Consider the following 22,001-nt stretch of genomic DNA (forward strand, 5'->3'; position numbering starts at 1 on the left):
CCCGATTAAAGCACGTTCGCCCCCTCTTTGCCCCGTGTGAGGGCAACTGGTTAGGGGGCCAGTCAATGGAATTCCTATATCTACCCTGACTGCCGCCTGCTGTCAAGAGGCATAGTGGCGATTTCGCCGGCCTTAGCCGGCGACCTCGCCGTCGCTGATCTCTCGGGGCACCAGGGTAGCCTCCACGCCGGTCCCGCCGCTCTCTTCGCTAAGCGAGTTCAGGACCTCGTCGTCGGTGAAACGGGCCACGCCCATCTCAGACGGCGGCGCCTCGGCATGGGGAATGAATATGTCGCGGTACTGGGGCAAGCCGGTGCCCGCGGGCACCAAGCGACCCATAATCACGTTTTCTTTCAATCCCTTGAGCTCGTCCACCTTGCCGGCGATGGCCGCTTCGGTGAGCACCTTGGTGGTCTCCTGGAAGCTGGCCGCGCTGATGAAGCTGTCGGTGGACAGGCTGGCCTTGGTGATGCCCAAGAGCATGGGCTCGGCCGAGGCCGGGCGCAGGTTCTCGGTGATCAGGCGCTGGTTTTCGGTCTCGAAACGCCACTTCTCCACCTGGTCGCCCAACAGGAAGTTGCTCTCGCCGGGGTCGGTCACCCGCACCCGCCGAAGCATCTGGCGCACGATCACCTCGATGTGCTTGTCGTTGATCTTCACGCCCTGCAGGCGGTAGACCTCCTGCACCTCGTCCACCAGGTAGCGGGCCAAGGCCTTGATATCACGGGCTCTAAGGATATCGTGCGGGTTGATGGAGCCGTCCATGAGGGGCTCGCCGGCCCGCACGAAGTCGCCCTCGTGCACCGTGACGTGCTTGCCCTTGGGGATGAGGTATTCGCGTTCCTCGCCCACCTCGGGGGTGACGGTGACCTTGCGCTTGCCCTTGGTCTGCTTGCCGAAGCCCACCACGCCGTCGATCTCGGTGATGACCGCGCACTCCTTGGGCTTGCGCACCTCGAACAGCTCGGCCACGCGGGGCAGACCGCCGGTGATGTCCTTGGTCTTGGTGGTTTCGCGCGGGATGCGGGCCAGCACGTCGCCGGCCTTTACCGTCTGCTCCTCGGCCACCATGATGATGGCGCCCACGGGCAACAGGTAACGGGCGTCGCCGCGGCCGCCGCCCAGGTCGGTGGTCTTGGAGGTGCCGGGCATCTTGATGGAGATGCGGGGCCTGAGATCCTGGTTCTTGGACTCCACGGTGACCTTGGTGGAACGGCCGGTGACCGGGTCGAAGCGCTCGGTCATGGTCACGTTCTCCAAGATGTCGCCGAATTTGACCTCGCCGTTGACGTCGGTGAGGATGGGGCTGGTGTAGGGGTCCCACTGGGCCACCATGTCCCCTGCCGACACCCTGTCGCCGTCGCCGTAGTTCAGGCGCGCGCCGTAGGGGATCTTGTAGCGCTCGCGCTCGCGGCCGCCCTCGCCCATGATGGCCAGCTCACCGTTGCGGTTCATCACCACCCGGTAGCCTTCTTCGCTCTCCACGGTGGACAGGTTGATGTATTTCACGTTGCCCGGATAGCGCGCCTCCACGCGGGACTGCTCCACGGCCTTGGCCGCGGCGCCGCCGATGTGGAAGGTGCGCATGGTCAGCTGGGTGCCGGGCTCGCCGATGCTCTGGGCGGCGATGATGCCCACCGCCTCGCCCACGTCCACGGGCTTGGAGTGGGCCAGGTCGCGGCCGTAGCACTTGGAGCACACGCCCCGGCGGGATTCGCAGGTGAGCACCGAGCGGATGTCCACCTTTTCCACGCCCGCCTCTTCCAGCATGGCCACGCCGGTTTCGTCGATCTCGTCGCCGGCCTTGATCAAGACCTCGTCGGTGAGGGGGTCGGTGATGTCGCGCAAGGCGGTGCGTCCCAAGACGCGCTCGCCCACCCGCTGGATCACCTCGCCGCCCTCGCGCAGGGCCTCCACCTCGATGCCGTCGATGGTGCCGCAGTCGATCTCGGTGACGATGGCGTCCTGGCTCACGTCCACCAAGCGGCGGGTCAGATAACCGCTGTTGGCGGTCTTGAGCGCCGTGTCGGCCAGGCCCTTGCGGGCGCCGTGGGTGGAGCTGAAGTACTGCAACACCGTCAGCCCCTCGCGGAAGTTGGCGGTGATGGGGGTCTCGATGATCTCGCCGGAGGGCTTGGCCATCAGGCCGCGCATGCCCGCCAGCTGCTTCATCTGGTCCTTGGAGCCACGGGCCCCGGAGTCGGCCATCATGTAGATGGGGTTGAAGCTGTCGGTGGTGACCTCCTGGCCCTCGGGCGAGGAAACCACGTCGGTGGAGATCTCATCCATCATCTCCGCGGCCACGTCCTCGGTGGCCTTGGCCCAGATGTCCACGGCCTTGTTGTACTTCTCGCCGTCGGTGATGATGCCGTCCTTGTACTGCTTCTCGATCTCCTGCACCTCGGCCATGGCCTGGTCGATGATCTCCTGCTTGCGGTGGGGGATCACCATGTCGGCCACGCAGATGCTCAGCCCGCTCTTGGTGGCGAACTTGTAGCCCATGTCCTTGAGGCGGTCGGAAAGGATGACCGTGGCCTTGGTGCCCGCGGTGCGGTAGCACTTGCCCACCAGCTCCTTGAGCGCCTTTTTGTCCATGACCAGGTTCACCGCGTCAAAGCCCAGCTCCTCGGGGAGCACCTGAGACAGGATCACCCGCCCCACCGTGGTGCGCATCCGCTGGCCGCCTATGCGAACCTCGATGGCCGCGTGCAGGCTCACCGCGCCGGCGTCGTAGGCCATGATCACCTCGGCCTCGTCGGAGAAGATCTTGCCCTCGCCCTGGACCAGGGGACGCTCGCGGGTCATGTAGTACAGGCCCAGCACGATGTCCTGGTTGGGCACGATGATGGGCTGGCCGTTGGCCGGGCTCAGGATGTTGTTGGTGCTCATCATGAGCACCCGGGCCTCGATCTGGGCCTCGATGCTCAGGGGAATGTGCACCGCCATCTGGTCGCCGTCGAAGTCGGCGTTGTAGGCCTGGCACACCAGCGGGTGAAGCTGGATGGCCTTGCCTTCCACCAACAGCGGCTCAAAGGCCTGGATGCCCAGCCGGTGCAGGGTGGGGGCGCGGTTGAGTAGCACCGGGTATTCGCGCACCACCTCGCTCAGGGTGTCCCACACCTCCGCGGTCTCGCGCTCCACCATCTTCTTGGCGCCCTTGATGGTGGTGACCAGGCCCTTTACCTCCAAGCGGTTGTAGATGAAGGGCTTGAACAGCTCCAGGGCCATCTTCTTGGGCAGGCCGCACTGGTGCAGCCTGAGATCCGGGCCGATGACGATGACCGAACGGCCGGAGTAGTCCACGCGCTTGCCCAACAGGTTCTGGCGGAAGCGGCCCTGCTTGCCCTTGAGCATGTCGCTCAGGCTCTTGAGCGGGCGCTTGTTGGGGCCGGTGATGGTCTTGCCCCGGCGGCCGTTGTCGAACAGAACGTCCACCGCCTCTTGCAACATGCGCTTTTCGTTGCGGATGATGATGTCCGGCGCGGCCAGCTCGTTGAGGCGGCGCAGGCGGTTGTTGCGGTTGATCACCCGGCGGTACAGATCGTTCAGGTCGCTGGTGGCGAAACGGCCGCCGTCCAGGGGCACCAGGGGCCTGAGGTCCGGGGGCAGCACCGGGATGATGTCCATGATCATCCACTCGGGGTTGTTGATCGAGTTCTTGAAGGCGTCGATGACCTTGAGCCGCTTGGAGAGCTTCTTGCGCTTGGCCTCGCTGGCGGTCTCCATCATCTCGACCCTGAGCTCGTCCCACAGCTTGTCCAGGTCCAGCTCGGAGAGCATCTCCTTGACCGCCTCGGCGCCGATGCCGGCCCTGAATCGGCTGCCGAACTCCTCGATGAGCTGGCGGTACTTGTCCTCGGGCAGCATGGTGCCCTTGGCTACCCCGCTCTCACCCTCGTCGAGCATGATGTAGGACTCGAAGTACAGGACCTTTTCCAGCTCCTTGAGGGTCAGGTCCAACAGGTTGCCCACCTTGGAAGGCAGGGACTTGAGGAACCAGATGTGGGCCACGCTGCTGGCCAGGTCGATATGGCCCATGCGTTCGCGGCGCACCTTGGATTGAATGACCTCGACGCCGCACTTTTCGCACACCACCCCGCGGTGCTTCATGCGCTTGTACTTGCCGCAGTTGCACTCGTAGTCCTTGGTGGGGCCGAATATCTTGGCGCAGAACAGGCCGTCCCGTTCCGGCTTGAAGGTGCGGTAGTTGATGGTCTCGGGCTTTTTAACCTCGCCGAAAGACCAGGCGCTGATCTTCTCCGGGCTGGCCAGGGAAATCTGGACGGCGTCGAAGCTCAGGGGGTCTTTGGGCTTGGCGAAGTAGCTGTAGAGATCTTCCAAGGGATATCTCCTTTAGTCTAGGGCCGTGGTCAGTTCTTTTTTCTCGATGAGCTCCATGTCCAGGCAAAGGGCCTGCAGCTCCTTGACCAGAACGTTGAAGCTTTCGGGAAGCCCGGCCTCAAGATTGTTCTCGCCCTTGACTATCTTTTCGTACATGCGGGTGCGGCCCGCCACGTCGTCGCTCTTGACGGTGAGGAACTCCTGCAGGGAGTAGGCCGCACCGTAGGCTTCCATGGCCCAAACCTCCATCTCGCCCAGGCGCTGGCCGCCGAACTGGGCCTTGCCGCCCAGGGGCTGCTGGGTAACCAGGGAGTAGGGGCCGATGGAGCGCGCGTGTATCTTGTCGTCCACCAGGTGGTGGAGTTTGAGCATATACATGATGCCCACCGTGACCTCGCGGTCGAAGGTGTCGCCGGTGCGGCCGTCGATGAGCCAGGACTGGCCGGTGTCGTGCACTCCGGCCAGGTTCAGCAGTTGGCGAATCTCGTCCTCGCTGGCGCCGTCGAACACCGGGGTGGCCATGGGCACGCCGTAGCTCAGCTCCTTGCCCAGGGCCATGATCCCGTCGTCGTCCAGGCCCGCGGTGACCTGGTTGTACTCGTCCTTGGAGTAGACCTTGGTCAAAAGATCCTTGATATCCTTGACCCGGGCCTTCTTGGTCTTTTCGCGGTTGGCGCCCAGGGCCTCCACCAGCTCGCGCACCCGGTAGCCCAGCTCCTTGGAGGCCCACCCCAGGTGGGTTTCCAGAACCTGGCCCACGTTCATGCGGCTGGGCACGCCCAGGGGGTTCAGGACCAGGTCCACCGGGGTGCCGTCGGCGAAGTGGGGCATGTCCTCCTCGGGCAGGATGCGGCTGACCACGCCCTTGTTGCCGTGGCGGCCGGCCATCTTGTCGCCCACCGAGAGCTTGCGCTTCATGGCCACGTAGACCTTGACCATCTTGATGACCCCCGGAGGCAGCTCGTCGCCCTTGCGCAGGCGGCTGATCTTTTCCTCGGTGGCGCTGCGGATCATGTCCACCTGCTCAAGGTAGCCGTCGAGGAGCCGCTCCAGGTCGCGCTGCACCTTTTCGCTGACTCCGGCCAACTCCATGTCCCTCAGGAACTTGAGCGGCACTCCCCGGAGCTGTTCCGGGTCGACCTCGCCCTTTTTGAGCACCACCTTGCCCTTGTCGTCCTTGACGGGCGCGGCCAGGGACTGGCCCTTGACCAGGCGCTGCAACTCGTCCAAGGCGTTGCGGTGGATGATGTGCACCTCGTCGTTCTGGTCCTTGATGAGGCGGCTCACCTCCTCGTCCTCGATGGACTGGGCCCGCTCGTCCTTTTCGATGCCCTTGCGCGAGAACACCCGGGCGTCGATGACGATGCCCTCCACCCCGGGGGGAACCCTGAGGCTGGTGTCTTTGACGTCGCCGGCCTTCTCGCCGAAGATGGCCCGAAGCAGTTTTTCCTCGGGGCTCAGCTGGGTCTCGCCCTTGGGGGTGATCTTGCCCACCAGGATGTCGCCGGCGTTGATCTCCGCTCCGATGCGGATGATGCCGCTTTCGTCCAGGTTCTTGAGGGCCTCCTCGCCCACGTTGGGGATGTCGCGGGTGATCTCTTCCTTGCCCAGCTTGGTGTCGCGGGCCACCGTCTCGAACTCCTCGATATGCACCGAGGTGAAGATGTCGTCCTTGACGATGCGCTCGGAGATGAGGATGGAGTCCTCGTAGTTGTAGCCGCCCCAGCTCATGAAGGCCACCATGATGTTCTGGCCCAGGGCCAGCTCGCCCTGGTCAACCGCCGGGCCGTCGGCCAGGATCTGGCCTTTGACCACCCTCTGCCCCCTGTAGACGATGGGCTTCTGGCTGGTGCAGGTGTTCTGGTTGCTGCGGCGGAACTTGATGAGCTTGTAGATCTTCACCTGGCTGTGGGCTTCGGCGGTCAGCGGCTCGTCGTAGCGCACCACGATGCGCCCGGCGTCCACGTCGTTGATCACGCCGTCGGCCTCGGCCACCACGCACACCCCGCTGTCGCGGGCCACCACCGGCTCCATGCCCGTGCCCACCAGGGGGGCGTCGGTCCGGAGCAGGGGCACCGCCTGGCGCTGCATGTTGGAGCCCATCAGCGCGCGGTTGGCGTCGTCGTTTTCCAGGAAGGGAACCATGGAGGCGGCCACCGACACCAGCTGGTTGGGGCTGACGTCCATGTACTCCACCTCATCGGGGCCCACCATGATGGGCTCGCCCTCGCGGCGGGCGTTGATGATGTCATTGACGAAACGCCCCTTGGCGTCCAGGGGGGCGTTGGCCTGGGCGATGGCGTGGTTGCCCTCTTCCAGGGCCGAGAGGAACTTGACCTCCTTGTTCACCTTGCCCCCGCCCGCGGTGCGGTAGGGAGTCTCGATGAAGCCGTAGTCGTTGACCCGGGCGTAGGTGGACAAGCTCACGATCAGACCGATGTTGGGACCTTCCGGCGTCTCGATGGGGCAGATGCGGCCGTAGTGGGTGGAGTGCACGTCGCGCACCTCGAAGCCGGCCCGCTCGCGGGTGAGGCCGCCGGGGCCCAGGGCGCTGAGGCGGCGCTTGTGGGTCACCTCGCTCAGGGGGTTGTTCTGGTCCATGAACTGGCTGAGCTGGCTGGTGCCGAAGAACTCCTTGACCACCGCGCTGACCGGCTTGGAGTTGATGAGATCATGGGGCATCAGCGCCTCGATCTCCTGCAGGCTCATGCGCTCCTTGATGGCCCGCTCCATGCGCACCAGGCCGATGCGGTACTGGTTTTCCAGCAGCTCGCCCACGGCGCGCACCCGGCGGTTGCCCAGGTGGTCGATGTCGTCCACCGGGCCCTCGGTGTCCTTGAGGTGGATAAGCTCCTTGACCGCGGCCATGATGTCGTCGCGGCGCAAGGTGCGCTCGTCCTCGGGCACGTCCAGGCCCAGCCGCAGGTTCATCTTCAGGCGTCCCACGGCGCTCAGGTCGTAGTGCTCGTCGCTGAAGAAAAGGTTGTGGAAGAAGGTGCGGGCCACCTCCAGGGTGGGCGGGTTGGAGGGACGAAGCTTGCGGTAGATGTCGACGATGGCCTCGTCGGTCTCCTCCACCTTGTCCAACTCCAGGGTGTCGCGGAAGCTGCTGGAAACGTTGAGATTGTCGATGAACAGCACCGGCACCTCGGCGACCCCGGCGGCGCGCAGCTTGCTGATGGCGTCCTCGGTGAGGGGCTGGTTGAGGCCGGTGATCATCTCGCCGGTGACCGGGTCGGCCAGGTCGGCGGCGGCGTAGCGGCCCACCAACTCGGTCTCGGCCACCTCGATGCGCCCCACCTTGCACTCCTCCAGGCGCTTGAGCGCCCGGCGGGTGAGTTTGCGGCCTTGCTTGACCAGGGACTTGCCGTTCTCCGGGTCCTTGATCTCCTTGCTGGCCTCGCGGCCCACCATCATCTCCGGCTGCACCTTGCGGTAGAGCTTTTCGCTCTCCAGCTCGTAGACGTCGTGGCGGTACATCATGTCCAAAAGCTCTTGGGCGCTGTAGCCCAGGGCCTTCAGGAGCAGAGTGACCGGGAACTTGCGGCGGCGGTCGATGCGCACGTAGAGGATGTCCTTGTGATCGAACTCCAGGTCGATCCACGAACCCCTGAGGGGAATAATGCGCGCGGAGTAGAGCAGTTTGCCGCTGGAGTGGGTGCGGCCCTTGTCATGATCCAGGAAGATGCCGGGGCTGCGGTGCAACTGGCTGACCACCACCCGCTCGGTGCCGTTTACGATGAAGGTCCCCCGGGCGGTCATCAAAGGCAAGGTGCCGAAGAAGATCTCCTGCTCCTTGATGTCGCGGATGGACTGGGTCTCGGTCTCCTTGTCCATGTCGTAGACCACCAGGCGCACGGTGAGCTTAAGCGGCGCCTCGTAGGTCATGCCACGGGCCAGGCACTCGTCCACATCGTACTTGACCTCTCCGAAGGTATAGCTTACAAATTCCAGCGAGGAGGTACCGGAAAAGTCGCGGATGGGGAAGACGCTCTTGAAAACCCCCTGCAATCCCACGTCGCGTCTTTGCTCGTGGGGAGCCTCCATTTGCAGAAAGCGCTCGTAGGATTGCTTCTGCATGTCGATGAGGTTGGGGATTTCAACGATCTTGGAGATCTTGCCGAAGTTTTTGCGGACCGGTTGAATGCCGTTGGTCGCCTGGCTCATGAAATCTCCTTGGCGGGCATAGCCCGAAACCTAGGAAAAGGGACATTTGCGTGGCCTTGGCCTGGGGCCCAGGGCCACGGACGCACGGCGGCCCCGGGGCCGTGTCCGGCTAGGTCACGGCCCGGAACCACCGGGATTCGCCCTATATAACCCGCCTCCGCCCCCGGGGCCCTAAACGGACGCCGGGGCGCGGAGCAGGGGTGGTTTGCTAATCGTCGCGAAGTCCTTACTTGACCGCCACCGAGGCGCCGGCTTCTTCCAGCTGGCCCTTGATGTTCTCGGCCTCTTCCTTTTCCACGCCTTCCTTGACGGCCTTGGGGGCACCGTCCACCAGCTCCTTGGCCTCCTTGAGGCCCAGGCCGGTGATGGCGCGCACGACCTTGATCACCTGGATCTTCTTGTCGCCGGCGGACTCCAGGATCACGTCGAACTCGGTCTGCTCCTCGGCAGCCGCGGCCTCGCCGCCGCCGGCGGGCATGGCCGCCACGGCCATGGGGGCCGCCGCGCTAACGCCGAAGACCTCTTCCATTTCCTTGACGAGCTCGCTGAGCTCCAACACCGACATATTCTTGACGAACTCGATGACGTCCGCTTTGGTGATATCTGCCATGACTTATCCGTATCCTTTCCATGGTGCCGGCACGCGGCCGGCCAACGCAAAAAACGTTTGTACGCCGGGGGCTTAGGCCGCCTCGGCTTTTTGATCCTCAATAGCCTTGAGCACGTTCAACAGGCTGCGCACTATGCCGGCCATGACCGTGACCAGACCCTGGGGCACCGCGTTCATGGTACCCATGAGCTGGGCCAGCAGCACTTCGCGGCTGGGCAGCTTGGACAGGGCCTCTACCTGGGCCGTATCGATGACATGCCCCTCGAGCAGGCCTTTTTTGACCTCGAACTTGGGGTTGTCCTTGGCGAACTCGGTGAGGACCTTGGCCAGGTCCACCGGGTCGTCGTAGCCCACGGCCATTCCGTTGGGCCCTTCGAGCCCTTCCAGCAGAGCCTCGGTGGGGGTGCCGGAAGCGGCCAGGCGCAACAGCGTGTTCTTGACCACCATGTAGTCCAGGCCCTTGGCGGTGAGTTGATGCCGCAGTTCGGTCATCTGCTCCACCTTGAGGCCCCGGAAGTCGGTCAAGACCACGGCCCGCGCGCGCGACAGCCGTTCGCTCACATTGGCGACGACGGCTTCTTTTTGCTCGCGGTTCACGTGATTCCACCTCCTTTACGGGTTTGCCTGGACCGGCCTCGGTATCAGAACCGCGGCACCGGATCGGAAACGTCTTCGCGTCACCTGCCTAGCTTCGGTCTCGGCGGGCGCTCCGGGGAGGAGCCTTAAGGCCTCTGGCGGCCACCTGCTATCTCTGAATCCCGCGCGACAGGTCCAGTTTGGTTTACCTATGTATTTGCGTCAGGGCGGTCTTGCCGCCGCTTAAAAAACTTATTTGCCGCCCATGGCCTTGGTCTCGGCGGTGTCTAACTTGACGCCGGGGCCCATGGTGGTGGACAGGGTGATGCCCTTGATGTAGGTGCCCTTGCTGCTGGTGGGCTTCATACGCACCAGTTTGTCCATCAGGGCGTTGAGGTTGACCAGGAGCTTTTCGGCTCCGAAGCTGGACTTGCCGATGGGGGCGTGGACCACGCCGCCCTTGTCCACCCGAAACTCGATCTTGCCGGCCTTGACCTCTTGGATGGCCTTGGCCAGATCGAAGGTGACCGTGCCGCTCTTGGTGTTGGGCATCAGGCCGCGGGGGCCCAGGATCTTGCCCAGCTTGCCCACGGTGGCCATCATGTCCGGGGTGGCGATGGCGCGGTCGAAGTCGGTCCAACCGCCGGTGATCTTTTCCACGATCTCGTCGCTGCCCACGAAGTCGGCGCCCGCGTCCAGGGCCTCTTTTTCCTTTTCGCCCTTGGCGAAAACCAAGACCTTCACCTCTTTGCCGGTGCCGTTGGGCAACACCACCGTGCCGCGGACCATCTGGTCGGCGTGGCGGGGGTCAACGCCCAGACGCACGGCCACGTCCACCGTCTCGTCGAACTTGGCGTACTTGGCCTCCAAGGCCTTTTCCAGGCCCTCGGCGAAGGTGTAGCGGGTCTCGCGTTCCACTTTGCCGCGCGAGGCGGCGAAATTTTTGCCATGCTTGGCCATTATCTGTCTCCGTCATGGTTGCGGAGCGCCGTGTGCGCGCGGCCCGGCCGGGGCCTCCACGGGCTCGAATAAATAAGGGGCTGACTAGCGAATGACATCCAGGCCCATGGAGCGGGCGGTGCCCATGATGGTGCGCACGGCCTGGTCCAGGTCCCGGGTATTCAGGTCTTTCATCTTCAGCTCGGCGATCTCGCGGACCTTGGCCATGGAGATCTTGCCCACCTTCTCGAGGTTGGGTACGCCCGAGCCCTTGGGCACGCCCGCGGCCTTGCGCAACAGCACCGCAGCCGGCGGGGTCTTGGTGATGAAGGAGAAGCTGCGGTCGGCGTAGACGGTGATCACCACCGGGATGATGGTGTCGCCCTCGTTCTGGGTCCGGGCGTTGAAAGCCTTGCAGAACTCCATGATGTTGGCCCCGTGGGGGCTAAGGGCCGGACCCACCGGCGGGCTGGGGTTGGCCTTGCCCGCGGGGATTTGCAGCTTTATGTTGGCAACGACTTTCTTAGCCATGAAATCACCTCTTTGTCACCGGCCGACCGGGCCGGGAACTATATCTTGGAGACCTGCACGAACTCCAACTCCACGGGGGTGGCCCGGCCGAAGATGCTGATGAGCACCCTCAGCTTGCCCTTCTCGGGGAAGACCTCCTCCACGGTGCCGTTAAAGTTGTTGAAGGGGCCGTCGATGACCCGCACCTCGTCGCCCTCGCGGAAGCTGTACTTGGGCTTGGGCTGCTTGGCGCCTTCGGCCATCTGGTTCATCAGACGGGCCACTTCCTCTTCGGTGATGGGGGTGGGGCGGGTTTCGTTGCCCCCCACGAAGCCCGTGACCTTGGCCGTGTTCTTGACCAGGTGCCAGGTTTCGTCGTTTATCTCCATCTCCACCACGATGTAGCCGGGGTAGAACTTGCGCTGCGACTCGCGGCGCTGGCCCTTGACCATCTCCACCACCTTCTCCATGGGCACCAGGACCTGGCCGAAATAGTCGGTCAGGCCGTGGCTTTTGATGCGCTCCAGCAGGGCGTCGCGCACCTTGTTTTCAAACCCTGAGTAGGTATGGACGATGTACCAATTCTTGGCCACGTTTCCCCCTAACCGATTATCAGCCGGACCAACCTGGACAGGGCGAAATCCACCACGCCCAGGAAGACGGCAACCAAAATGACCAGAGCCAGGACCACTCCGGTGGTGGAGAGGGTCTGGCGGCGCGAGGGCCAGGTGACCCTTTTCAGCTCCTGGACCACTTCGCGCAAGAACTGGCTGGCGCGCGTCCAAAGCCCCGCGGTCTGGGCCGCCTTGGCGGACTTGGCGGCCGCGGGCTTCTTGGCCGCCTTGACCGGCCGCTTGGCCGGCTTGGGAGCCTTGGCGGGTTTGGGCTTTTCGGCTTTCGGTTTATTTGTGGCCATCAAAAACTTCCCCGGCGGCGCGCGCGGGCTCTCCCGCCACAAGCACTATTAGCCTTCGACCGCGCGACCCCTGGCGCAGGGTGCACCGCCCAAGGCGATAAACTTACACTGGACTTGAGCAAAATGCCCGCCGCCCGCTATTTAGACTCTCTCCCGCCTCGAGACCCGCCTCCCGCCCAGAGTGCGGCGTGGAGGACTTTTACGTTAAGTTTGGCAGGCCTGGAGGGAATCGAACCCCCAGCCTTCGGATTTGGAGTCCGACGCTCTAGCCTAGTTGAGCTACAGGCCTGCAAGCAAACATGGGAACCTATTTACCCTCTTTGTGCAGGGTATGGTTGCCGCAGAAGCGGCAGTACTTCTTGAACTCGAGCTTGTCCGGGGTGCGCCGTTTGTTCTTGGTGGTGCTGTAGTTCTTGCGCTTGCACTGGGTGCACACCAGTTGGATTATGTCGCGTGCCATTATTGCTCCGCTTACTCGATGATTTCGCTGACCACGCCGGCGCCGACGGTACGGCCGCCCTCGCGGATGGCAAAGCGAAGCTCTTTTTCCATGGCGATCGGGGTGATCAGGTTGGCCTCGATGGCCACGTTGTCACCGGGCATCACCATCTCCACGCCCTCGGGAAGCTCCACCACACCGGTCACGTCGGTGGTCCGGAAGTAGAACTGGGGGCGATAGCCGTTGAAGAAAGGAGTGTGGCGGCCACCCTCCTCCTTGCTCAGCACGTAAACCTCGGCCTTGAAGCGGGTGTGCGGCTTGATCGAGCCCGGCTTGGCCAAAACCTGGCCGCGCTCCACGTCATCGCGCTTCACGCCGCGCAGCAGCGCGCCGATGTTGTCGCCCGCCTCGCCAGAGTCCAGGATCTTGCGGAACATCTCAACCCCGGTGCACACCGTCTTGATCGTGTCCTTGATGCCCACGATCTCGACTTCGTCGCCGATCTTGACCTGACCGCGCTCGATACGACCGGTCACCACCGTGCCGCGGCCCGAAATCGAGAAAACGTCCTCGATGGGCATCAGGAACGGAAGGTCAATCTCGCGCTTGGGCTGGGGCACGAACTCGTCCACCGCCTTCATCAGCTCGAAGATCGGGGCGCAGTCCGGGCAGTCGTCCTTGCCGCAGCCGCAGTTAAGGGCTTTGAGGGCGCTGCCCTTGACGATCGGGGTGTCGTCGCCAGGGAACTCGTACTTGTCCAGAAGCTCGCGAAGCTCAAGCTCCACCAGCTCGATGAGCTCCTCGTCGTCGACCATGTCCGTCTTGTTCAAGAACACCACGATCGCCGGCACGCCCACCTGGCGAGCCAGAAGAATGTGCTCGCGGGTCTGGGGCATCGGGCCGTCGTCCGCGCCGACCACCAGGATCGCGCCGTCCATCTGCGCCGCGCCGGTGATCATGTTCTTGATATAGTCAGCGTGGCCAGGGCAGTCCACGTGAGCGTAGTGACGGTTCTCCGTCTCGTACTCCACGTGCGCCGTGGCGATGGTGATGCCGCGCTCGCGCTCTTCCGGGGCCTTGTCGATCTCGTCGAAGGCCACGAAGTCGGCCGCCCCACGGGTGGAAAGGCACTTGGTAATCGCGGCCGTCAACGTGGTCTTGCCGTGGTCGATGTGACCAATCGTGCCAACGTTACAATGCGGCTTGTTGCGCTCAAACTTTGCCTTGGCCATGACGACACTCCTTGGGGAGTTAGGGTTTGCGGGCCGGGGGCCGCCGGCTGCCGCCACCAAATCAACAAATTTTGGAGCCCACGATCGGGCTTGAACCGATGAACCTCTTCCTTACCAAGGAAGTGCTCTACCTGCTGAGCTACGTGGGCTTGGGTGTTCCTCGTTGTGTATCCGTGCCGCCCGCGGCCGCCGGCCCGGGCAGAGCAAACTATTTTTTGGTGGTGAGGGGAGGATTCGAACCTCCGAAGGCGTTGCCGGCAGATTTACAGTCTGCTCCCTTTGGCCACTCGGGAACCTCACCATTTATTTTCTAAGCGCCTCGCGGCCGTTGCCCTCGGAGCAGGCCCGCCCGACCGCGAGCCCTGGGGCCCTTGCCGGCCGGAAGCCTTTATTTCCGCTCACCGCCTCGCCGCGTCGCCTGCATGGCTGGAGCTGGCGATGGGACTTGAACCCGCAACCTTCTGATTACAAATCAGATGCTCTGCCAGTTGAGCTACGCCAGCGATTAAGTGCGCAGAAATATACCCCACCGTTCACCCGGAGGCAACCTTTTGCCGTTGAAAAGGGGCCGACCCTCCGGCTGAGGACGGGTGGCAAACTAGGGGATTATTACACCAAGGCAGGACCATTTTCAAGGCCGCGCCCCAAAAAATATACGGCAAGCCGCCGCCTTGCGACCGGGGGCCGGGATTCTTATATTGATAGTATAGCCGACCCGCCGGGCCCGCCAAGGGCCTAGGCGGGTCAATCACATGTCTACGAAAGTAGGTTCCCATATGAGCCAGAGCAAAAACAACCTGGACAACGGCGACAAGAACAAGCGCGGCGCCCCCGACCCCAAGCATTTGGAGCGCCAGCTAACCGATTATCTTGCCAAAAAGTACTCCGACAAGGCCCGCCAGACCGCGCCCGGCTTCTGCCCCCTGCCCGATGTGGACGACGGCGGCGAGGACGGGGTGTGGTCGCGCATCAACTTCGACATGCGCCCCGAGGAGCTGGTTGCCTACCTCGACCAATATATAGTGCGCCAGGACGAGGCCAAGGCCGTCTTGGCCACCAAGATATGCACCCACTTCAACCGGGCTAAATACTTGAGCAAACGCGCGGGCACCGACCCGGCGGACGGCGTGGGGCTCATCAAGAACAACGTCCTTTTGATAGGCCCCACCGGGGTGGGCAAGACCTATCTGGTCAAACTCATCGCCGCCAAGCTGGGGGTGCCCTTTGTCAAGGGCGACGCCACCAAGTTCAGCGAAACCGGCTACGTGGGCGGCGACGTGGAGGACCTGGTGCGCGATCTGGTGCACGAGGCCGACGAGGACATCGAGCTGGCCCAATACGGCATCGTCTATGTGGACGAGATCGACAAGATCGCGGCCAGCCACAACCTGGTGGGCCCGGACGTGAGCCGCACCGGGGTGCAGCGGGCGCTACTCAAGCCCATGGAAGAGACCGAGGTGGACCTCAAGGTGGCCCACGACCCCATCAGCCAGATCCAGGCCATCGAGACCTACCGCAAGACCGGCAAGCGCGAGAAGCGCGCCGTGAACACCCGCCACATCCTGTTCGTGATGTCCGGGGCCTTCGGCGACCTGCCCGAGGTGATCAAGCGGCGGCTGAACAAGAAGGAGCTGGGCTTCGGGGCCAAGGTGGCCGATCCCGCGGAGGACCAGGCCTACATGCACGAGATAACCCCCCAGGACCTGGTGGAGTACGGCTTTGAGACCGAGTTCGTGGGCCGCCTGCCGGTGAGCGTGGTGTTGGAGGAGCTTAGCGCCGACGACCTGCACCAGATATTGCGCAACCCCAACAACCCGGTGATCATCAGCAAAAAGCGCGACTTCGCGGCCTACAACATCGACCTGCGCTTCGAGGACGCGGCCCTCAAGGCCCTGGCCGAGCGCGCCGCCCAGATGAAGACCGGGGCCCGGGCCCTGGTCACGGTGGTGGAAAAGGCCCTGCTGCCCTTTGAGCGGACGCTGCCCAGCACCGACATCGCCCAGCTTTTGGTGACCCCGGAGCTGGTGGCCGAACCCAAGGCCGAGCTGGAGCTGGTCTTGGCCCAGGCCGAGGACCCGGCCCGGGAGGAGCGCTTCGAGACGGCGGGCCGCGCCGAGCGCATGGAACTACTTAAGATGATCGCCAAGCGCGAGATCATGTACGCCGAGCAGCTGGAGGCCCCGCTCACCCCGGCGCGCATGGATTTGATCGCCGACGAATACTACCGCAGCGGCATGAGCCTGGGCACGGCCTTTGACCAGGTTATCGAGCGCCTGCGCCAGGTGCGGGAGTTCGAGGTCGCCTTCTTGGACCGCTATGGTATAAAGATCAAGTTCAGCGAGGCGGCCGAGGTGGCCATTTTGGCCGGGGCGGCCGCCGAGGGCTGCGGCGTGCGCGACTACGGCCAGCGCCTGAGCCAGGTGCTGGAGCCGGGCCTGCGCCTGGTGCGCGACCGCACCGGCCAGGGCGAGTTCCTCCTGCCCGAGGAGGCGGTGTACGACACCGAAAAGTACTTGCACGGCCTGTTCCAGGCGCACTACAGCGCCACCCTGGAGTCGCGTACTAGTTAGAGCAAACGCTTTAACTTTGGTGGAAGCAAAACCTAACCTCTCCCTGGCCACGGCCCCGCGCCGTGGCCGGGGATATTTGCGAAGGGAGCAGCGGAGGGAAGGCTTTCGACCCCAGTCCCCCTCCCGTGTCCACAGCTTATGATCGGCATTTCCAAGCTATATTGCGGTACGGTGGAGCCCAGCGACGCTTTGCGTTACGGCAGGCATTCCAAAGACTTGCCCAGCCACTTGCTACAGTTCGCCGAGGACAAGAAGCCGGTGGTGGTCTGGAACATGACCAAGGCCTGCAACCTCAAATGCATGCACTGCTATGCCCACGCCACCGCCGGGCCGGCCGAACAGGAGCTTTCCACCGCCGAGGCCAAGGTCATGATCGACGACCTGGCCAACTTCGGCGCGCCGGTGATCCTCTTTTCCGGCGGCGAGCCCCTGATGCGCCCCGACCTGCCCGAGCTGGCCCGCTACGCCGTGGGCAAGGGCATGCGGGCGGTCATAAGCACCAACGGCACCCTGATTACCCCTGACAAGGCCAAGGAACTCAAGGACATAGGCCTGAGCTACGTGGGCGTGAGCCTGGACGGCACCAAGGCCATCCACGACAAGTTCCGGGGGGTGGACGGCGCCTTCGAGCAAGCGCTTGAAGGTATCCGCAACTCCATGGCCGCCGGGCTCAAGGTGGGGCTCAGGTTCACCGTGTTCCAGCACAACGCCGCCGAGGTGCCCGCCCTGTTCGACATCCTGGAAACCGAAGGCATCCCGCGCATTTGCTTCTACCACCTGGTCTACGCCGGACGGGGCAGCAAGCTGATGGACGAGGACCTGGGCCACCAGGGCACCCGCGAGCTCTTGGACCTGATCATGGACCGCACCAAGGCGCTGTTTGACAAGGGCATGTGCCCCGAGGTGCTCACCGTGGACAACCACGCCGACGGCCCCTACGTGTACCAGCGCCTGTTGCGCGAAGACCCCAAGCGGGCCGCCGAGGTGTTGGAGCTCCTTAGCTGGAACGAGGGCAACAGCTCCGGGCGGGGCATCGGGTGCGTGTCCTGGGACGGCAAGGTGCATCCGGACCAGTTCTGGCGGCATCTGGAGCTGGGCAACGTGCGCGAGCGGCCCTTCAGCGAGATTTGGTCCGACACCAGCCACCCGGTGCTGGGCAAGCTCAAGGACAAGCGCCCCTACGTTACCGGGCGCTGCGCCACCTGCCGGTGGCTGGATATCTGCGGGGGCAACTTCCGGGTGCGGGCCGAGGCCGCCACCGGCGACCTGTGGGCCCCGGACCCGGCGTGCTACTTGACGGACGAGGAGATCGCAGTTAGGTAGTTAGGAAATAAGTTCCTTAGGCAACAAGTACTTGCCTAGTCCTATGGTAGCTTCAATTCTCTTTGTCAGATCGTCTTTTAATTGTGGTAAGTTTCCTTGACTCCACTTTATGCACTTGTATTGTCTGACATCGAAGTGCAAGTATTTAAAATGGTCCTCTCTACAAGTCCAAATTACTGGAATGTTCCTTCCCTGAGCGAAGCCAGCTTCATAATAAACACCGCCTCTGTGGCCGGTTAAGTCGGCCACTAAAAACCGACTTCTTTTTATTTCAAAAAGTATTCTCTCATCGATTCTTTCATTAAATTCCGCGAGATCTATTTTCATTGGACTATATTGAGCAGCAAGAATAGCTGGCTCAAAACCATGCAGCCATGCTTCTTCCGTTTTTGGTGAAAACCACATCGCCACAAAAGCTTGCTGACTTCCCTGGCCTCCCTCCTTGAGCTGTTCTACTTTTACAGTCCCTTTTGATGTTAGCTTTACGTCCGTATGAATAAATGCATCGGAGTCGTCCATAGTTCCGGCAGGCAAAACGCCCCCCTTTATAAATCCCTTTTCCGCTAGGCTTTCGAAAATATGTTCAAGCTCTCGTTGGTTTACAGCCCAGGCCCTAGCTTCTAATTCTTTCTTTTTAGTATCCCAATCAAACCTCTGCCCAACGAATTCAATATTTTCACTCAAGGCCACGAGAAGCCGTTCTTCCTTTTCCTCAAAGGTTGGCATCTTCGCATTCTTAAACAGCTTACCAAGAGGATTGTTTGGGTCGTTAAAGAACGTCGAATGAATCATTTCAGGTGGTTCATTTTCTCTCAACCAGGAAGATAGCATTGCCCTTTCTTTACTACCTCTTTCTTTGAATTCCTCTGTATCGGGATGAATCATACGCGAGGCAGTGTGTGAAATATTGAAAATTCCGCATCTCGGACAACTCACATGATACCAATCTCCATTGTTGCGCCAGTTGTCGTCCATTGGCTCATAACAGACAGGGCACGGTGGATTTGGCATGGGCCCCCCTCGGCTATCTGAAAGGGAATAAAGTTAAAATTATAGCCCATATTGCCTTATTGCGTGCTTTTCTCCCCATTGACCCCTCCCCCCCTCTCCGGTAATACTGTGCTCACGCACACTTAATCGACATTTGGAGGCATCTCATGTCCTTCCCCTTGGTGCGCATGCGCCGCCTGCGCAAGACCGAGGCCCTGCGGCGGTTGGTGGCCGAGACGGTCCTCACCCCCGACGACCTCATCTATCCCATGTTCGTCTGCCCCGGCGACGACGTCTGCCAGGGCATCGGCTCCATGCCCGGCGTGAACCGCTACAGCATCGACGCGCTGGTGGAGGAATGCCGCAAGGTGGCCGACCTGGGCGTGCCGGGCGTGATCCTCTTCGGCATCCCGGAGAAAAAAGACGCCCTGGGCACCGAGGGCTACTCGCCCAAGGGCATCATCCCCCGGGCGGTGCGCGCCGTGAAAAAGGCCCTGCCCAACCTCATCGTGATGTGCGACGTGTGCCTGTGCGAATACACCAGCCACGGCCACTGCGGCATCCTGGAAAAGGGCCACGTGCACAACGACGCCACGCTGGAGCTGTTGGCCCGCGCCTCGGTGGTATACGCCCAGGCCGGGGCCGACGTGGTGGCCCCCAGCGACATGATGGACGGCCGGGTGTTGGCCATCCGCGAGGGCCTGGAAGAGGCCGGGCTGGACGACGTCATCCTGTTGTCCTACGCCGCCAAGTACGCCAGCGCCTTTTACGGCCCCTTCCGCGAGGCGGCCGACAGCACCCCCCAAGAGGGCGACCGCCGGGGCTATCAGATGGACCCGCCCAACTTCCGCGAGGCCATGCGCGAGGTGGCCATGGACGTGGAGGAGGGCGCGGACATGCTCATGGTCAAGCCCGCCCTGCCCTACCTGGACGTGCTTAGCGCGGTGCGCCAGGAGTTCGACCTGCCGCTGAGCGCCTATCAGGTGAGCGGCGAGTTCGCCATGATCAAGGCGGCGGGCCAGCAGGGTTGGATCGACGAACAGCGGGTGATGATGGAGAGCCTCATCAGCATCAAGCGGGCGGGGGCGGACTTCATCTTCACCTACTTCGCCAAGGAAGCCGCCGCCCTGGTGGGAGGCCGCTGATGCGCCTGGCCCTTTGCGGCATGCCCGGCGCGGGCAAGTCCACCCTGTTCACCGCCCTGGCCGGACGCCGGGCCGGGGGAGCCGGGCGCGGCGAGGCCAACATGGCGCTCTTAAACGTGCCCGACGAGCGGGTGGACAAACTCAGCGCCCTGTACAAGCCCAAGAAGACCACCTACGCCCAGATCACCTTTGTGGACCCGCCGCCGCCCCCGGCCAAGCCCGAGGACCCGGCGGCCAAGCTGCCGGCCGAGTTGGGCCACGCCGACGGCCTTTTGCAGGTGGTGCGCAACTTCGACGGCGGCCTGGGCGCGCCGGACCCGGCCGGGGAGTATCGCGACTTCCTGGACGAGCTGATCCTGCACGACCTCATCACCGTGGAGCGCCGCCTGGAGCGCATCGCGCTGGACCGCCAGCGGGGCCGCGACGTGGATGGCGAGGAGCTGGCTCTGTTGACCCGCGCCCAGGAGATGCTCAACGCCGAGCAGCTGCTGGACGCCGACGAGGAGATACCCGACCACCCCAAGCTCAGGGGCTTCGGGCTACTCACGGCCAAGCCGCGCATCGTGGTGGCCAACAACGCCGAGGACGACCCCGAGCCGCCGGATTTGGGCGACGGGGTCGCGCCGGTGGTGGCCCGCGCGGCCATCGAGGCCGAGCTGGCCGAGCTGGAGCCCGAGGAGGCGGCCGAGTTCATGGCCGACCTGGGCATGGCCGAAAGCGCCCTGGATCGCCTGATCTTCGCGGCCTACGCCGCCTGCCGCCTCATCAGCTTCTTCACCGTGGGCGAGGACGAGGTGCGCGCCTGGACCATCACCCAGGGCACCCTGGCCCAGCAGGCCGCCGGGGTGATCCACTCCGACCTGGAGCGCGGCTTCATCCGGGCCGAGATCATGCGCCACCAGGACATTTTGGAGATGGGCTCCGAGGCGGCGGTCAAGAAGGCGGGGCTCATGAAGGTGGTGGGCAAGGACCATCTGGTGAGCGACGGCGAGGTCCTCCACGTGCGTTTCAACGTATAATAGGGCTTAAGGGGCGTCTAACACTTGACAGAAGCGCCCCCACGCACTAAATATTAGCCTCTCTGGCGATGTAGCTCAGATGGTGAGAGCATGCGGCTCATATCCGCAGTGTCCGGGGTTCAAGTCCCTGCATCGCCACCATAGCCAGCACGACCAGCCGCTTTCGGGCGGCTGGTTTTTTTAGTGCTCCCGCTCTGTATATGGCGGGGTCGCTCGGCCCAGGCGGAAAAGAGCCGCGCCCCTCGGGCCTGGTTTTAGCGAGAGCCCCCCGGCCGAGACGGAGCCGGCCCTTCAGTCCAAGGTGACCCTTCCCCGGGTGGTGCCGCCCTGGCGCACCATTATGGCTCGCACCAGAACTCCATGTTCTTGCCCCGGCTCCAGCACCTCCACCGCGTACACCCCCGGGACCAGGGCGAAATGCCCCGGCGATCGGGCCCGGCCTGCCCCTCGGTCAGGTAGTAGCCGTCGTCGCGGTACACCTTGATATTGGCCTGCACCGGCCGCCCCCCTTTGACGGCCTCCACCTCCAGCCAGCCCTGCACGAACTCGGCGCCAAGCTCCACTCGGCCGCCCGGCTCCAACCGGAAGGGCGCCAGCCGCACGGTGGGGCCGTCGGGCAGGCCGGTGTGCAGCACCACGGCGCGGTAGCGGCCCGGGGGCAGTTTTAGCTCCACCCAGCCGCGGGGAGGCACGGCCATATCCTTGACCAGTCCGTCCCCCGGCTGCCGGTACACGTACAAGCGCCCGAAGGTGGGGCGCCCGTTCATGCGCACCGCGACCCGCAGCCGGGCCGCCTGGTTGGGGGCCGCCGCCTTGGGCTCCACCTGCACCCGCATCCCAGGAGACAAAGGTACGACCACCCGGCGCTCGGCCAAAAGCAGCCGCTCCCCCCGCTGCTCCACCACCTCCCACTCGCCCAGAAGCATGGGCAGGCCGCCGGCCAAATACACCAACTCCACCCGGCTGCCTGGGGCGAGTTCGGCGGGGACCTCCAGTTTGAGGCTGGCCCGGCCTTGGCCCGACTTGGCCACCTGGGCGGTTAGCCCGGCCAGGGCCGCCGCCGGAACCAGCAACAAAACCAGCCAGAGGCACCAGACGATCAGAGTCGCGCGCACGGCCATAATTGTGCCTTTCCCGAAAACCCGGACGATATTGGGCATTGCGTTTTCGGCCCCGGTAATCTACAAACAAATCAGTTGCAATATACCATCGCGGGGGCCGGCT

The 22,001-nt window shown here is 63.5% G+C and carries 16 protein-coding genes and 5 tRNA genes; 5 read left to right on the plus strand and 16 right to left on the minus strand.

Features of this window, described 5'->3' with window-relative positions; translation table 11 throughout:
* Positions 1–132 precede the first annotated feature (132 nt).
* The 14 genes from rpoC to AACH32_RS17915 form a co-directional block, all read right to left on the minus strand.
* The gene (rpoC, locus tag AACH32_RS17850; RefSeq protein ID WP_338602526.1) at positions 133–4,341 is read right to left on the minus strand and encodes a DNA-directed RNA polymerase subunit beta'; all 4,209 of its coding nucleotides are present in this window, start codon (positions 4,339–4,341) and stop codon (positions 133–135) included.
* Between the two features lie 12 nt (positions 4,342–4,353).
* Positions 4,354–8,508 carry a DNA-directed RNA polymerase subunit beta gene (gene rpoB, locus AACH32_RS17855; RefSeq protein WP_338602528.1) on the minus strand — a complete coding sequence of 1,385 codons (4,155 nt, stop codon included), beginning with the start codon at positions 8,506–8,508 and terminating at the stop codon, positions 4,354–4,356.
* A gap of 226 nt (positions 8,509–8,734) precedes the next feature.
* A complete protein-coding gene (gene rplL / locus AACH32_RS17860; protein WP_338602530.1) occupies positions 8,735–9,118 on the minus strand; it encodes a 50S ribosomal protein L7/L12 in 384 nt (127 codons plus the stop codon).
* A gap of 72 nt (positions 9,119–9,190) precedes the next feature.
* Positions 9,191–9,715 (minus strand): 50S ribosomal protein L10, encoded by a 525-nt coding sequence (gene rplJ, locus AACH32_RS17865; RefSeq protein WP_338602532.1) that lies wholly within the window; start codon positions 9,713–9,715, stop codon positions 9,191–9,193.
* Positions 9,716–9,946: 231 nt separating this feature from the next.
* The gene (gene rplA, locus AACH32_RS17870) at positions 9,947–10,654 is read right to left on the minus strand and encodes a 50S ribosomal protein L1 (protein ID WP_338602535.1); all 708 of its coding nucleotides are present in this window, start codon (positions 10,652–10,654) and stop codon (positions 9,947–9,949) included.
* 84 nt (positions 10,655–10,738) lie between these two features.
* Complete coding sequence (gene rplK / locus AACH32_RS17875) at positions 10,739–11,164, minus strand: 50S ribosomal protein L11 (RefSeq protein WP_338602538.1); 426 nt, start codon at positions 11,162–11,164, stop codon at positions 10,739–10,741.
* Between the two features lie 38 nt (positions 11,165–11,202).
* Positions 11,203–11,736 carry a transcription termination/antitermination protein NusG gene (nusG, locus tag AACH32_RS17880; protein ID WP_338602541.1) on the minus strand — a complete coding sequence of 178 codons (534 nt, stop codon included), beginning with the start codon at positions 11,734–11,736 and terminating at the stop codon, positions 11,203–11,205.
* Positions 11,737–11,744: 8 nt separating this feature from the next.
* Positions 11,745–12,059 (minus strand): preprotein translocase subunit SecE, encoded by a 315-nt coding sequence (secE, locus tag AACH32_RS17885; RefSeq protein WP_338602544.1) that lies wholly within the window; start codon positions 12,057–12,059, stop codon positions 11,745–11,747.
* 211 nt (positions 12,060–12,270) lie between these two features.
* A tRNA-Trp gene (locus AACH32_RS17890) sits at positions 12,271–12,348 on the minus strand.
* An 18-nt stretch (positions 12,349–12,366) separates the two neighbouring features.
* The gene (gene rpmG / locus AACH32_RS17895; protein ID WP_338602547.1) at positions 12,367–12,519 is read right to left on the minus strand and encodes a 50S ribosomal protein L33; all 153 of its coding nucleotides are present in this window, start codon (positions 12,517–12,519) and stop codon (positions 12,367–12,369) included.
* Between the two features lie 11 nt (positions 12,520–12,530).
* A complete protein-coding gene (gene tuf, locus AACH32_RS17900) occupies positions 12,531–13,730 on the minus strand; it encodes an elongation factor Tu (protein ID WP_338602517.1) in 1,200 nt (399 codons plus the stop codon).
* Between the two features lie 72 nt (positions 13,731–13,802).
* Positions 13,803–13,879: transfer RNA gene (locus tag AACH32_RS17905), tRNA-Thr, on the minus strand.
* Between the two features lie 67 nt (positions 13,880–13,946).
* Positions 13,947–14,031: transfer RNA gene (locus tag AACH32_RS17910), tRNA-Tyr, on the minus strand.
* 126 nt (positions 14,032–14,157) lie between these two features.
* Positions 14,158–14,233: transfer RNA gene (locus AACH32_RS17915), tRNA-Thr, on the minus strand.
* A gap of 273 nt (positions 14,234–14,506) precedes the next feature.
* Here AACH32_RS17915 and AACH32_RS17920 point away from each other — a divergent pair.
* Positions 14,507–16,300, plus strand: coding sequence for an AAA family ATPase (locus tag AACH32_RS17920; protein WP_338602549.1), 1,794 nt, complete (start codon positions 14,507–14,509; stop codon positions 16,298–16,300).
* A gap of 138 nt (positions 16,301–16,438) precedes the next feature.
* Complete coding sequence (ahbC, locus tag AACH32_RS17925) at positions 16,439–17,623, plus strand: 12,18-didecarboxysiroheme deacetylase (protein WP_338602552.1); 1,185 nt, start codon at positions 16,439–16,441, stop codon at positions 17,621–17,623.
* Here ahbC and AACH32_RS17930 read toward each other — a convergent pair whose 3' ends face one another.
* Positions 17,624–18,598 carry a hypothetical protein gene (locus AACH32_RS17930; protein ID WP_338602554.1) on the minus strand — a complete coding sequence of 325 codons (975 nt, stop codon included), beginning with the start codon at positions 18,596–18,598 and terminating at the stop codon, positions 17,624–17,626.
* A gap of 182 nt (positions 18,599–18,780) precedes the next feature.
* Here AACH32_RS17930 and hemB point away from each other — a divergent pair, with 182 nt between their 5' ends.
* The 3 genes from hemB (at position 18,781) to AACH32_RS17945 (ending at position 20,918) form a co-directional block, all read left to right on the plus strand.
* Entirely contained in the window at positions 18,781–19,758 is a 978-nt protein-coding gene (hemB, locus tag AACH32_RS17935; RefSeq protein ID WP_338602557.1) for a porphobilinogen synthase, read from the plus strand.
* On the plus strand, positions 19,758–20,777 hold the full coding sequence (locus AACH32_RS17940) for a DUF933 domain-containing protein (protein ID WP_338602559.1): 1,020 nt from the start codon (positions 19,758–19,760) through the stop codon (positions 20,775–20,777). Before hemB ends, AACH32_RS17940 begins: the two co-directional genes overlap by 1 nt.
* 64 nt (positions 20,778–20,841) lie before the next feature.
* Positions 20,842–20,918, plus strand: a tRNA-Met gene (locus AACH32_RS17945).
* Between the two features lie 197 nt (positions 20,919–21,115).
* On the opposite strand, the gene AACH32_RS17950 is transcribed toward AACH32_RS17945, so the two are convergent.
* The gene (locus AACH32_RS17950) at positions 21,116–21,898 is read right to left on the minus strand and encodes a hypothetical protein (RefSeq protein WP_338602562.1); all 783 of its coding nucleotides are present in this window, start codon (positions 21,896–21,898) and stop codon (positions 21,116–21,118) included.
* Between the last annotated feature and the right edge of the window lie 103 nt (positions 21,899–22,001).

Origin of the sequence: Desulfoferula mesophila (assembly GCF_037076455.1) — a bacterium.
GTDB classification, from domain to species: domain Bacteria; phylum Desulfobacterota; class Desulfarculia; order Desulfarculales; family Desulfarculaceae; genus Desulfoferula; species Desulfoferula mesophila.

Coding starts and splice junctions, on each gene's coding strand:
- rplL (WP_338602530.1), bottom strand. CDS start 9,118: ATGGCAGATATCACCAAAGCGGACGTCATCGAGTTCGTCAAGAATATG.
- ahbC (WP_338602552.1), top strand. CDS start 16,439: ATGATCGGCATTTCCAAGCTATATTGCGGTACGGTGGAGCCCAGCGAC.
- rplA (WP_338602535.1), bottom strand. CDS start 10,654: ATGGCCAAGCATGGCAAAAATTTCGCCGCCTCGCGCGGCAAAGTGGAA.
- rplK (WP_338602538.1), bottom strand. CDS start 11,164: ATGGCTAAGAAAGTCGTTGCCAACATAAAGCTGCAAATCCCCGCGGGC.
- AACH32_RS17940 (WP_338602559.1), top strand. CDS start 19,758: ATGCGCCTGGCCCTTTGCGGCATGCCCGGCGCGGGCAAGTCCACCCTG.
- AACH32_RS17920 (WP_338602549.1), top strand. CDS start 14,507: ATGAGCCAGAGCAAAAACAACCTGGACAACGGCGACAAGAACAAGCGC.
- AACH32_RS17930 (WP_338602554.1), bottom strand. CDS start 18,598: ATGGACGACAACTGGCGCAACAATGGAGATTGGTATCATGTGAGTTGT.
- AACH32_RS17950 (WP_338602562.1), bottom strand. CDS start 21,898: ATGGCCGTGCGCGCGACTCTGATCGTCTGGTGCCTCTGGCTGGTTTTG.
- tuf (WP_338602517.1), bottom strand. CDS start 13,730: ATGGCCAAGGCAAAGTTTGAGCGCAACAAGCCGCATTGTAACGTTGGC.
- secE (WP_338602544.1), bottom strand. CDS start 12,059: ATGGCCACAAATAAACCGAAAGCCGAAAAGCCCAAACCCGCCAAGGCT.
- hemB (WP_338602557.1), top strand. CDS start 18,781: ATGTCCTTCCCCTTGGTGCGCATGCGCCGCCTGCGCAAGACCGAGGCC.
- rpoB (WP_338602528.1), bottom strand. CDS start 8,508: ATGAGCCAGGCGACCAACGGCATTCAACCGGTCCGCAAAAACTTCGGC.
- rpmG (WP_338602547.1), bottom strand. CDS start 12,519: ATGGCACGCGACATAATCCAACTGGTGTGCACCCAGTGCAAGCGCAAG.